The sequence below is a fragment of the Streptomyces sp. NPDC007901 genome, assembly GCF_042959465.1.
Lineage (GTDB): Bacteria > Actinomycetota > Actinomycetes > Streptomycetales > Streptomycetaceae > Streptomyces.
This window is the reverse complement of sequence record NZ_JBIBKW010000004.1, coordinates 550,248-562,275: the sequence shown is the minus strand read 5'-3', so window position 1 is coordinate 562,275 and position 12,028 is coordinate 550,248. Positions and strand designations below refer to the sequence as shown.

Here is a 12,028-nt window from a genome sequence, read left to right as displayed (position 1 = left end):
GGACCCCCTTCATGCACGCAGATCTCTCCCGCCTCACCTTCCGGCCGGAGCGGCACTACTCCGCGGTCGTCGCCCAGCAGGGCCGCGTCCAGCTCGACGCCGACGCCAACGAGCAGACCGCCATCCAGCTCCACCAGGCCCGCACCCTCGCCGCGGACCTGATCGGCCGCTACGGCGGGCCGCGCGACGCGGCGGGCTTCCGCATCGAGTACGTCGGCGGCCGGCACGACATCGACACCCTGTACATCCACGGCGGCCGCTACTACGTCGACGGCATCCTGGTCGACGCCGACCGCCCGGCCCCCGGGGTACCGGTACCGGACGAGGAGGCGCAGGAGGACACCACCGTCCCGCCCGCGTACTGGACCTACTGGGACCAGCCCGACGCCTTCCGCGACCCGGAGCGGCCCGGCGACCGGCTGCCGTCGCCCGCCACGTCGCCGTTCGTGGTCTATCTGCAGGTGTGGGAGCGCTCGGTGAACGCGGCCGAGGACCCGGCGCTGCGCGAGGTCGCCCTCGGCGCCGCGATGCCGGACACGGCGGCCCGGGTGAAGGTGGTCTGGCAGGTGCTGCCGCTGTCCCTCGCGGAGCTGGCGATCGAGGACGCCGACCCGTCGCGGGAAGTCGTCCGCGCGGCCTTCGAGAAGTGGGCGAAGGGGCAGTCGCTGTCCGCCGCCCGCCTCGCCGCCCGCAGCGAGCGGCCCGACCACGCCGACGAGGACCCCTGCCTGGTCCGGCCCGACGCCCGTTACCGCGGCCCGGAGAACCAGCTGTACCGCGTCGAGGTGCACGCCGGCGGCGCGGCGAAGGACGCCACCTTCAAGTGGTCCCGGGAGAACGGGTCGGTGGTCTTCCCGGTCGACGAACTCGACGGCACCTGGGTCCGGTTGGCCTCCGTCGGGTACGACGACAAGCTGGACCTGGACGTCGGCGACCGGGTCGAGTTCACGGACACGGCCTACTCCTCCCGGCTCGAGGCCCTTCCCCTGCTGCGCGTCGAGGAACTCGACCTGCCCGGACGGCGGGTCCGGCTGTCCGCCGAGCCCGCGCCGGGCGTCGGTCGGCTCCCGGACCTCAACCCGTTCCTGCGCCGCTGGGACCACCACGAGGGGCCGCGGCGCAAGGGGCGTACGGCCGCGCTGAAGGACGGTGCCGTGCCGCTGACGGAGGGGGAGTGGCTGCCCCTGGAGGACGGGGTCGAGGTCTACTTCGCCGAGGGCGGCGCCTACCGCACCGGCGACCACTGGCTGATCCCCGCGCGCACCGCCACCGGCGGCGTCGAGTGGCCCGTCGACCGGGCGCGCCGCCCGCTGCTCCAGGGCCCGGCCGGCATCACCCGGCACCTCGCCCCGCTGGCCCTGGTCAAGGGCGAGGAGAGCGCCGTCGACCTGCGGCTCGCCTTCGGGCCGCTGGCCAGCAGCATCCCGGCCGCGGACAAGGCGGCCCTGGCCGCGGAGGAGCAGGCGCGCCGGGAGGAGGTCGCGGCCGAGGACCCGTCGCACGGCAGGTCGCAGACCACCGCGGAAGCCGAGGCGGCGGCGCCGCTGGACGGAGACAACTGATGGCCACCCCCATGAGCGGCGCCAAGCTGCTGGACGTCCTGCGCGCGGAGGGCCTGACGGTCCACGAGGTGCGCGACTGGCGCCACCACAACCGGAACACGAAGGGGCCCTGGGGCCCGGTGAACGGCGTGATGATCCACCACACCGTCACCTCGGGCACCGACAGCTCCGTCGCCATCTGCTACAACGGCTACTCCGGGCTGCCGGGACCGCTCTGCCACGGCGTCATCGACAAGCAGGGCCATGTGCACCTGGTCGGCAACGGCCGGGCGAACCACGCCGGTCTCGGCGACAGCGACGTGCTCCGCGCCGTGGTCAACGAGACGAGACTCCCGCACGACAACGAGGCCGACACCGACGGCAACCGGCACTTCTACGGCTTCGAGTGCATCAACCTCGGCGACGGCAAGGACCCCTGGCCCGAGGCGCAGAAGGAGGCCATCGAGAAGGTCTCCGCCGCGATCTGCCGCCACCACGGCTGGAGCGCGGCGTCGGTCATCGGCCACAAGGAGTGGCAGCCGGGCAAGCAGGACCCGCGCGGCTTCACCATGGACGGGATGCGCAAGCGGATCGCCGAGCGGCTGGCCGGGAAGTCCCCCCAGCCCGGCTCCGACGACCCCAAGCCGCCGTCCAGGCCCCGGTACGCCCCCTTCCCGGGCAGCGGCTTCTTCCACGTCGGCCAGAAGTCGCCGCTCGTCACCGCCATGGGCAAACGCCTGGTCGCCGAGGGCTGCGGCCACTACGAAGAAGGGCCGAGCCCCGAGTGGACCGACGCCGACCGCAAGTCCTACCAGGCCTGGCAGCACAAACTCGGCTTCAAGGGCAAGGACGCCGACGGCATCCCCGGCCGCACCAGCTGGGACAGACTGAAGGTACCGGCCACCTGACGCGGAGCCGCCCGCCTACGCCGACTCGGCGTTGGTGGGCGGCTGCGCCGGGCGGGCCGGGACGGCGAGGGTCGGCAGTGCGGGCAGTGCGGTGCGGTGCACCCAGGCGTCGAGGAGGCCGTCCAGCGGCTCGTCCGCGAACCGGTTGACGTGGGCCGTGAACATCGGGGTGGTCACCGCCCCGCCCCGGTGCAGCCCCGCCCACGCCCGCAGCATGTGGAAGAACCGCTCGTCGCCGAGCGCGCAGCGGATCGCGTGGATCGTGACCCCGCCGCGCTCGTAGACCCGGTCGTCGAACATCGCCTTCTTGCCGGGGGAGGCGATCCGGATGTCCTGCGGCAGCCCGGACAGCAACCGGTGGGCGACGGCCGCCAGTTGCTGGGCGCTGCGCCCGCCGGACCGCTCCGACCACAGCCACTCCGCGTACTTGGCGAGCCCCTCGTTCAGCCAGATGTGCCGCCAGTCGGCGATGGACACGCTGTTGCCGAACCACTGGTGGGCCAGCTCGTGCGCCACCAGCCGCTCCGAACCCCGCGCCCCGTCCACGTGGTTGGCGCCGAACAGCGACAACCCCTGGGCCTCGACGGGGACATCGAACTCCTCGTCGGCGACGACCACGGCGTACTCGTCGAAGGGGTACGGCCCGAACAGCCGCTGGAACAGGTCCATCATGGCGGGCTGCCGCGCGAAGTCCCGGGAGAACTGGGGGAGTAGATGGGCTGGTATGTGCCCGTGCATCGGCACCCCGCCGAAGCCGGGGTCGCCCAGCAGCACCGTCTGGAACTTCCCGATCGCCAGGCTCACCAGGTAGCTCGACGTCGGCGCCGCCTGCTCGTACACCCAGGTCGTCGTGGACGCCTTGGTGGTACGCGTCAGCAGCCGGCCCCCGGCCACCACCGAGTACGCGGACGGGCAGGTCACCGAGATCAGGTAGGAGGCCTTGTCGGCGGGCCGGTCGTTGCACGGGAACCATGAGGGCGCGCCGATCGGCTGGCTCGCCACCAGCGCGCCGTCCGTCAGCTCCTCCCAGCCGATCCCGCCCCAGGGGCTGTTCACCGGCTTGGGGTTGCCCGACCAGTGGATCTCCACGGTGAACGCGGCCCCGGCCCGCAGCGGCTTGGCCGGCTTGATCCGCAGCTTGCCGCCCCGGTGCGTCCAGTGCGGCTGGCGGCCGTCCACCCGGATCCGGCCGATCTTGAAGTCGGCCAGGTTCAGCTGGAACTCGGGCAGCGCGGCCCGGCCCGCGATGGCGTTGATCCGGGCCATGCCGGCCAGCCGGTTGGGGCCTGGCCGGTAGTCCAGCGTGAGCTCATAGCGATGCACCCGGTACCGGGCATCGCCGTTGTCCGGGAAGTACGGGTCCGGACCCGCTGACTGCTGCACTGCCACTTCCGCGATCGCTCCCTGCGCTGTGCTCGAACCGTCCCTCGGTGCACCGATACCCGCGGCCACCGGACGGCCCGCGCTCAGGGACGCCATGCCTCGATCGGATTGCCGAGCCAGCGGGTGTCGTCGGGAACCGACTCCGCCGCCATGACGAGCGACGCGGGACCCAGGGTGGTGCGGGCCCCGATCATGCTGCCGGGCAGCACGATCCCGCCAGGGCCCAGCGTGGCGCCCTCACGGAGAACAACAGTATCCGTCCGCAAGATCCGGTCGTGGAAGAGGTGAGTCTGCAGGACACAGCCGCGGTTCACGGTGGCCGCGTCTTCCAGGGTCACCAGATCGGTCTCCGGAAGCCAGTAGCTCTCCACCCAGACACCCTTGCCGATACGGGCGCCCAGGCCCCGCAGCCAGGCCGTCAGGACCGCAGTACCCGGCACCGAACCGGCCAGCCACGGCACCGCCAGCACCTCCACGAAGGTGTCCGCCAGCTCGTTGCGCCAGACGAAGGAACTCCACAGCGGGTGCTCCCCGCTGCGGTGGCGTCCCACCAGCAGCCACTTGGCCAGCACCGAGACCAGACCCGCGGCCGCACCGGCGGCGAGCAGCACAAGACCGGACAGCAGCGGCGCCCACCCGCCGAGGGCGCACAGCGCGGCCACCGTCAGCCCGGCCAGAGCCACCGAGCACAGCACCGGCACGATCCGGCAGGCCTCCACCAGGGCCCGCGCCCACAGCAGCCGGGCCGGCGGCTCGTAGGTCCGGCTCTGGTCGCCGTCGGCCGCGCTGCGCGGCAGCTTCACCGGCGGCAGCCCCAGGTACGAGGTGCCCTTCTTGGCCTTCTTCGGGGTCGCCGACAGCACGCCCACCAGACCGCCGTCCGGGACACTGCGGCCCGGCGCGGTCATCCCGGAGTTCCCGAGGAACGCCCGCCGGCCGATCTCCGCGCGCCCGATCCGCACATAGCCGCCACCGAGCTCGTACGGCGCGGTCAGCGTGTCGTCGGCCAGGAACGCGCCCTCGCCGACCGTGGTCAGGCTCGGCAGCGCGAGCACCGTCGACACCTCGGCACCGCGCCCGATCCGCATCCCGAGCAGCCGCAGCCACACCGGCGTGACAAGGCCGGCGTACAGGGGGAAGAGCGTCTCGCGGGAGCGGTCCATCAGCTGGGAGACCGTCCAGGCCTGCCAGCCGATCCTGCTGTGCGTCGGATGCGTGCCGACCCTCAGGCCCAGGCTGAGCAGCCGTACCGAGACCAGGATCAGCAGCGCGTACGCCAGGCCGAAGGCCAGCGTCGCCGGGACCAGCGCGACCGCCGCGCCCCGCAGGGCCTCGGCCAGACCGTCCCCGGGGGCCACGAAACGCCCGGCCACCAGCAGGGCGGCGGCACCGGCGAGCACCGGCAGCGCACTCAGCCCGACGCCCGTCAGGCCGTACATCACCCGCCAGTACGTGCCGCGCTGCGGCCGGTGCTTGGGCCAGTTCCGCTTGGCCTTGCCCAGCTTGACGGCCGGCGCGCCGGCCCAGCGCTGGCCGGTCGGGATCTGCCCGGTGACGGCCGAGCCGGGGGCCACCTCGGCCCGCTTGCCGACCCGGGCGCCGGGGAAGAGCATGCTGCGCGTACCCACGACCGCGTGGGCGCCGATCCGGACCGCGCCGACCATCAGCCGGTCGCCGTCCAGCCAGTAGCCGGACAGGTCCACCTCGGACTCCACGGCCGCGCCCCGGCCGACCTTGAGCAGACCGGTGACCGGCGGCAGCGAGTGCAGGTCCACCTCGGGGCCGATCTTGGCGCCGAGCGCCCGCGCGTACCGCTCCAGCCAGGACCCGGTCAGCGTGGTCGCCCCGGTGAACTCGGCCAGCCGCTCCGCCGTCCACAGCCGCAGATGGACGGAGCCGCCGCGCTGGTACCGGCCGGGCTTCACGCCCCGCAGCAGCAGCCGTGCGCCACCGGCCGCGATCGCGATCCGGCCGGGCGGGGTGAACAGGGCCAGCGCCCCGAGGCCGACCAGCCACCAGGGCGCGGTGGGCAGCCAGCCGTAGCCGCCCAGCACATTGCCGAGCGCGGCCAGGACGACCGTCCAGCGCAGCCCGAGCAGCGTGAAGAGGGGGAGGAGCAGCAGGAGCTGCACGGCCTGGGCCGAGCGCGGCACGGGCGCGATGGTGCGCTCGGCGCCGTCGTCCTGCGTGGACTCCTCCAGTCGGCGGGCCAGCTTGCGCAGCACCGGCTGCTGGTAGATGTCGAGGACGGCCGCGCTCGGGTAGCGGGTACGCAGCCGGGTGGTGAGCTGGGCGGCGGACAGGCTGCCGCCGCCGATCGCGAAGAAGTCGTCGGAGGCGCTGCCCACCGGGATGCCGAGGACCTCGGTCCACTGCTCGGCGAGCCACGCCTCGGTGCCGTACAGCTGCTCGGCCGGGCCGCCGGTCTCCAGGCCCTCCAGGGGCCAGGGGAGGGCGTTGCGGTCGACCTTGCCGGAGGTGCGGGTGGGCAGCTCGGTGACGGGCGCGAGCAGCGGCACCAGCGCGGCGGGCAGCTCGGCGCGGAGCTTCTCGACGGCGGTGGCGTGGTCCCAGCCGTCCTGGGTGACGACATAGCCGACGAGGAGCTGGTTGCCGCCGCGCGCGGTCCGCACGGCCGCCGCGGCGCCCGCGACACCGGGAAGGGCCTGCAGGGCCGCGTCCACCTCGCCGAGCTCGATACGACGGCCGCCGAGCTTGATCTGCTCGTCGGCCCGCCCGAGGAAGACCAGGCCCTCGCGGTCGGCGCGCACCAGGTCACCGCTGCGGTACGCCCGCTCCCAGCCCAGTGACTCCAGGGGCGCGTACTTCTCGGCGTCCTTCTCGGCGTCGAGGTACCGGGCCAGGCCGACCCCGCCGATCACCAGCTGGCCGCTCTCGCCCATGGCGACGGGCTCGCCCGCGTCGTCCACGACGGCGAGTTCCCAGCCGTTGAGGGGCAGCCCGATGCGGATCGGCTCCTCGCCGTTCATCAGGGCGGCACAGGCGACCACGGTGGCCTCGGTGGGCCCGTAGGTGTTCCAGACCTCACGGCCCTCGGTCACCAGGCGCTGCGCCAGCTCGGGCGGGCAGGCCTCGCCGCCGAAGATGAGCAGGCGGACGTCGTTGAGGGTCTCGGGCTCCCAGAGCGCGGCCAGGGTCGGCACGGTCGAGACGACGGTGATCTCCTGCTCGACCAGCCAGGGGCCGAGATCGGCGCCGGAACGGACCTGGGAGCGCGGCACGGGCACCAGACAGGCGCCGTAGCGCCACGCGAGCCACATCTCCTCGCAGGAGGCGTCGAAGGCCACCGAGAGGCCCGCCATGACCCGGTCGCCGGGTCCGACGGGCTCCTCGGTGAGGAACAGCGCGGCCTCGGCGTCCACGAAGGCGGCGGCGCTGCGGTGGGTGACGGCGACGCCCTTGGGCTTGCCGGTGGAACCGGAGGTGAAGATGATCCAGGCGTCGTGCTCGGCGCCGGGGCGTGCGGCGGTACGACCGTCCGCGCGCCGTACGTCGATGTGCAGGCCCTCGCCGAGGACGGCCGCGACCTCAGCCTCCCCGAACACCAGCGCGGCCCGCTCGTCCGGGTCCTCGGCGTCGACGGGGACGTAGGCGGCGCCGGCCGCGAGGGTGCCGAGAACGGCGATGTACAGATCATTGGTCCCCGACGGGACGCGCACGCCCACGCGGTCGCCGAGCCCGATCCCCGCCGCGGCGAGCCGCCGGCGCAGCCGCTCCACCTCCACCGCGAGCGCGCGGTAGGTGAGCTGCGTGGTGCCGTCGTCCAGCGCGGGCTCATCGGGGTGGGTCCGTACACTTGCTTCGAACACGTCTACGAGCGTGCGCGGCGACGCTGCCGCCCCGGCCGAAAATCGGGCCGTGTCCCCGAACTCCTCGCGGATCTCATCGTCGAGCAGGCCGAGAGCACTGCTCTCGTCTATGGCTGCCATCCGGTCCTCGCGTCTCGTTCCCGGAACCCTCCGGGGAGCCGGCGGGCCCGCAGGTGTGCCTGGGGTTATCCGGGTCCGGCTAGGTAACAAACCGGAAATGTTAGTACGACGCTAGGCTTCCGTTCATCTGACGGCCACTCGAAAGCCGCCGTTCGGAGTAGTCGTTTGAAGCTTAACAAGCCTCTGACCAGGCATGATCCATCTGCCGCGAGAGATGGACCACACAGTGTGAGGCGGACCAACTCCGCGTGTTCGGAGGCGGGTACGACGCGGGGGGCGGTCAGGCGGCGCTGACCTCGGCCCAGATGGACTTGCCCCAGGGCAGGTTGCCCACGCCCCAGCGGCCCGAGCAGAGCGCGTCGAGGATCAGCAGTCCGCGCCCGCGGTCCCGTTCGACGGAGATGGGCCGCAGCCGGGGGTGGCGGCTCAGCGGGTCGTGCACCTCGACCCGGGTCCGGGAGCCGTCGGACTCGATGAGCAGCCGGACCGGATCGTCCGGGTCGGTCTCGTAGCGCAGGGAGTTGGTGACCAGCTCGCAGGTGACCAGCGCGACGGCGTCGATGTGGTCCCGGGAGGCGTCCGGGCTGTGATGGGTGATGAAGTCGCTCACGAACAGCCGTGCTGCCCTGGCCGACTGGGGCTCGCTCGCCAGTAACAGGATCGGCGGCGGGGCGACTTGCAGGGCACGGGTTTCGGTCGTGGTGCTCCGCTGGCGTTCGATCATGTGCATCCCCTCACGGGCATGTCCCAACGCAGGCACGGTGGTTCGCCATGCGAGTGCGGTCACTGTCGTATTTCCCGGATTCATGGTGCCTTCACGGCACAGTCGATCGCAATACGTCCCACGGGATGTGAAAAATTGCGCATCGACGCGAGAGACTTGCGGCACAAGTCGTCAGTCGGTGGCGAGGGTTGGTGCGGCACGGGCAGACTGTCGGGCAGTTCACCGGACAGAAGGGGGAATCCGTGAGCACGCCCACGGTGCGCCGGCGACGGCTCGGTGCGAAGTTGCGCGAGCTGCGTGGCGAACTCACCCTCGACGAGGTCGCCGAGCACTCCGAAGGCGCGTTCGTCTCCTCCAAGCTGTCCCGGATGGAGACCGGCAAGACCGCCCCCAAGGCAGCGGACATCCAGGCGCTGCTCCATCTGTACGGCGACCTCGGCCGCGACGTCAGCGACGAGCTGCGCGCGGCCCTGATCACGCTCACCAAGGAGGGCGGCCGGCGCGGCTGGTGGCACTCGTACCGGGGTGTCCTCACCCCGGTGTACGAGGACCTCATCAGCCTGGAGGCGGAGGCCGAGACGGTCTCCACCTGGCAGCTGGGCATGGTCCCCGGACTGCTCCAGACCGCCGAGTACGCCCGCGAGATCATCCGGGCGACCGCCATGTCCGAGGCGGTCGAGGCACGGGTCGACGCGCTCGTCGAGGTACGGCTGGCACGCCAGGCCGTCCTCACCCGGGACAGCGACCCGCTGGCGCTCTGGGCGATCATCTCCGAACAGGCCCTGCGCTCCACCACCGAGGATCCCGCCCTGATGTACGAGCAGTTGGGGCGCCTGCTTACGATGGGGCGGCGCCCGAACATCAACATCCAGGTGTTGCGGTCGGACGCTCCCCTGCACGCCGGGCTCACCGGCACCTTCAGCATCCTGGGCTTCGGTCCGCACACCGATCTGGACGTCGTCCACCAGGAAGGGCTGACCTCCGCCCTGTACATCGAGGAACGTGATCGGGTCTCCACGCACCGGGCCGCGTGGCAACGCCTCACGTCTGCCGCCGAGTCCGTCGAGGCGTCGGTGGAACTGATCACCCAGATAAGGAAGAACGAATAAGGAATGAAGCACGCTGACGACGCGTCGACTCTGCCGGTGACCTGGTGGAAGTCCTCGGCGTCCGCATCACAGTCCGACTGCGTGGAATGCGGGATCGTCGACGGGGCGACGGTCGCCGTCCGCGACAGCAAGTGGCCCGACGGGCCCGCGCTCCTGCTGGACCGCACCGCGCTCCGCGCGTTCACCTCCGCCGTGGCCCTCGGTGACGGCCGAATAGGCGGCCTCGACTGAGAGAGCGGCGCCCACCGGAAGGTGGTCGCCGACAGCGCTCTGTCCAGAAAAACCAAGAAACCCCTGCTCAGCAGGGGTTTCTTCGTGGTGTCCGAGGGGGGACTTGAACCCCCACGCCCGATAAAGGGCACTAGCACCTCAAGCTAGCGCGTCTGCCATTCCGCCACCCGGACAAGGTGTGTGTCGCACGAGATCTTCCGTGCGGGTTTCCCTCGCGGCGACGAAGGAAACACTACCAGGCTTTCGGGGGCGGCCGATCACACCCCGTTTCCGGCCGGGCGGGCGTGAACGGCGTGTGACGGGCCGGGACCGGCCTTGGGCTCGGAGCGGGAAGGGAGAGAGGATGGCGGGGACCGGCCGCCAGTGACAGCAGGAGGAAACGACGTGAGCGAGACGGACACGGCCAAGGGCGTCACCGGCGAGGACGAGGTCGTCGACCTCTGCCGCGAGCTGATCCGGTTCGACACCAGCAACTACGGCGACCACTCCGGTCCCGGCGAGCGCAAGGCGGCCGAGTGGGTCGCCGAGAAGCTCGCGGAGGTCGGCCTCGAGCCGAAGATCTTCGAGTCCCACCCGGGCCGCGCCTCGACGGTGGCCCGCATCGAGGGCGCGGACCCGTCCAGGCCCGCTCTCCTCATCCACGGCCACCTCGACGTCGTACCGGCCAACGCCGACGACTGGACCCACCATCCCTTCTCCGGCGAGGTCGCGGACGGGTGCGTGTGGGGCCGGGGCGCCGTCGACATGAAGGACATGGACGCCATGACCCTGGCGGTCGTACGGGACCGGCTGCGCAGCGGCCGGAAGCCGCCCCGGGACATCGTCCTCGCCTTCCTCGCCGACGAGGAGGCCGGCGGCACCTGGGGCGCTCGGCACCTGGTCGACAACCACCCGGACCTCTTCGAGGGGGTCACCGAGGCGATCAGCGAGGTGGGCGGCTTCTCCTTCACGGTGAGCGAGCAGCGGCGGCTCTACCTCATCCAGACGGCCGAGAAGGGCATGCACTGGATGAAGCTGAAGGTGGCCGGCACCGCCGGGCACGGCTCGATGATCCACCGCGACAACGCGATCACCGAGCTGTCCGAGGCCGTGGCCCGGCTCGGCCGGTACAAGTTCCCGGTGCGGGTCACCAAGACCACCCGGGCCTTCCTCGACGAGCTGGGCGACGCGCTCGGCACCGAGCTGGACCCGGAGGACATGGAGTCGACGCTGGCCCGGCTCGGCGGCATCGCCAAGCTGATCGGCGCGACCCTCAGCAACACCGCCAACCCGACCCAGCTCAACGCCGGTTACAAGGTCAACGTCATCCCGGGCGAGGCCACCGCGCACGTCGACGGCCGCTTCCTGCCGGGCCACGAGGAGGAGTTCCTCGCCGACCTCGACCGGATCCTCGGCCCGAACGTGGTCCGCGCGGACGTGCACTCCGACAAGGCGCTGGAGACCAGCTTCGACGGCGCCCTGGTGGAGGCCATGCAGTCCTCGCTGCTCGCCGAGGACCCGACCGCCAAGGCGATCCCGTACATGCTCTCCGGCGGCACCGACGCCAAGTCCTTCGACGACCTCGGCATCCGCGGCTTCGGCTTCGCGCCGCTCAAGCTGCCGCCGGAGCTGGACTTCGCGGGCATGTTCCACGGCGTGGACGAGCGGGTGCCGGTGGACGGGCTGCAGTTCGGGGTGCGCGTGCTCGACCGCTTCATCGACGCGTCGTAAAGTCCTGGCTTCATATAATCGGGCGGCTGTACGAGGCCGAATGAGAAGAGTGAATGCGACGATAAGCTCGTAGCTCCATTACTCCCTCCTCGTTACTCCAGATGTGATCCGCTACTGCGAATCGCATTGCCAACAAGGAGGAATAATGCTCAAGAAGGTCGTCGCTGCTGCGGCTGCCACTGGTGGTCTGGTTCTCGCGGGTGCGGGCCTGGCCGTCGCCGACTCGGGTGCCCAGGGCGCTGCCGTGCATTCCCCGGGTGTCGTGTCCGGCAACGTGATCCAGGTTCCCGTGCACGTCCCGGTGAACGTCTGCGGCAACACGATCTCCGTGATCGGGCTGCTGAACCCCGCCTTCGGCAACACCTGCATCAACAAGTGACGCCGACTCCCTGAGGGGCGTCTTCCCGTCGGCCCCGGAGCGCGCGCCATGCGCTCCGGGGCCGACCGGTTTTTCCGCGGGCTTTTTCCGAAC

General features: G+C 71.6%; 9 protein-coding genes and 1 tRNA gene. 6 read left to right on the top strand and 4 right to left on the bottom strand.

Annotated elements, in window-relative coordinates; genetic code table 11:
- Nucleotides 1-11 precede the first annotated feature (11 nt).
- Complete coding sequence (locus ACFZDK_RS17185; RefSeq protein WP_390973252.1) at nt 12-1,562, top strand: DUF6519 domain-containing protein; 1,551 nt, start codon at nt 12-14, stop codon at nt 1,560-1,562.
- The gene (locus ACFZDK_RS17180) at nt 1,562-2,449 is read left to right on the top strand and encodes a peptidoglycan-binding protein (protein ID WP_390973251.1); all 888 of its coding nucleotides are present in this window, start codon (nt 1,562-1,564) and stop codon (nt 2,447-2,449) included. Before ACFZDK_RS17185 ends, ACFZDK_RS17180 begins: the two co-directional genes overlap by 1 nt.
- 15 nt (nt 2,450-2,464) lie before the next feature.
- Here ACFZDK_RS17180 and ACFZDK_RS17175 read toward each other — a convergent pair whose 3' ends face one another.
- The 3 genes from ACFZDK_RS17175 to ACFZDK_RS17165 form a co-directional block, all read right to left on the bottom strand.
- On the bottom strand, nt 2,465-3,838 hold the full coding sequence (locus tag ACFZDK_RS17175; protein ID WP_390973249.1) for a M1 family aminopeptidase: 1,374 nt from the start codon (nt 3,836-3,838) through the stop codon (nt 2,465-2,467).
- Nucleotides 3,839-3,915: 77 nt separating this feature from the next.
- Nucleotides 3,916-7,782: a Pls/PosA family non-ribosomal peptide synthetase gene (locus ACFZDK_RS17170; protein WP_390973247.1), complete on the bottom strand. Its 3,867-nt coding sequence runs from the start codon at nt 7,780-7,782 to the stop codon at nt 3,916-3,918.
- Nucleotides 7,783-8,062: 280 nt separating this feature from the next.
- Nucleotides 8,063-8,506: an ATP-binding protein gene (locus ACFZDK_RS17165; RefSeq protein ID WP_390973245.1), complete on the bottom strand. Its 444-nt coding sequence runs from the start codon at nt 8,504-8,506 to the stop codon at nt 8,063-8,065.
- Between the two features lie 242 nt (nt 8,507-8,748).
- On the opposite strand from ACFZDK_RS17165, the gene ACFZDK_RS17160 reads away from it, so the two are divergent.
- Both ACFZDK_RS17160 and ACFZDK_RS17155 read left to right on the top strand, forming a co-directional pair.
- On the top strand, nt 8,749-9,615 hold the full coding sequence (locus tag ACFZDK_RS17160) for a helix-turn-helix transcriptional regulator (protein WP_089103361.1): 867 nt from the start codon (nt 8,749-8,751) through the stop codon (nt 9,613-9,615).
- A 3-nt stretch (nt 9,616-9,618) separates the two neighbouring features.
- Entirely contained in the window at nt 9,619-9,846 is a 228-nt protein-coding gene (locus ACFZDK_RS17155; RefSeq protein WP_390973243.1) for a DUF397 domain-containing protein, read from the top strand.
- Nucleotides 9,847-9,931: 85 nt separating this feature from the next.
- Here ACFZDK_RS17155 and ACFZDK_RS17150 read toward each other — a convergent pair.
- Nucleotides 9,932-10,019 (bottom strand) — tRNA-Leu (locus ACFZDK_RS17150).
- 211 nt (nt 10,020-10,230) lie between these two features.
- Between ACFZDK_RS17150 and ACFZDK_RS17145 the strand changes: the two genes are divergently transcribed.
- Entirely contained in the window at nt 10,231-11,556 is a 1,326-nt protein-coding gene (locus ACFZDK_RS17145; RefSeq protein ID WP_390973241.1) for a M20/M25/M40 family metallo-hydrolase, read from the top strand.
- A 145-nt stretch (nt 11,557-11,701) separates the two neighbouring features.
- Nucleotides 11,702-11,935 carry a chaplin ChpH gene (chpH, locus tag ACFZDK_RS17140; RefSeq protein ID WP_390973239.1) on the top strand — a complete coding sequence of 78 codons (234 nt, stop codon included), beginning with the start codon at nt 11,702-11,704 and terminating at the stop codon, nt 11,933-11,935.
- Nucleotides 11,936-12,028: the final 93 nt, after the last annotated feature.

Excerpts from the sequence above, each read along its gene's own strand:
- ACFZDK_RS17185 (WP_390973252.1), top strand. The coding sequence starts at position 12 with ATGCACGCAGATCTCTCCCGCCTCACCTTCCGGCCGGAGCGGCACTAC.
- ACFZDK_RS17180 (WP_390973251.1), top strand. The coding sequence starts at position 1,562 with ATGGCCACCCCCATGAGCGGCGCCAAGCTGCTGGACGTCCTGCGCGCG.
- ACFZDK_RS17170 (WP_390973247.1), bottom strand. The coding sequence starts at position 7,782 with ATGGCAGCCATAGACGAGAGCAGTGCTCTCGGCCTGCTCGACGATGAG.
- ACFZDK_RS17165 (WP_390973245.1), bottom strand. The coding sequence starts at position 8,506 with ATGATCGAACGCCAGCGGAGCACCACGACCGAAACCCGTGCCCTGCAA.
- ACFZDK_RS17155 (WP_390973243.1), top strand. The coding sequence starts at position 9,619 with ATGAAGCACGCTGACGACGCGTCGACTCTGCCGGTGACCTGGTGGAAG.
- chpH (WP_390973239.1), top strand. The coding sequence starts at position 11,702 with ATGCTCAAGAAGGTCGTCGCTGCTGCGGCTGCCACTGGTGGTCTGGTT.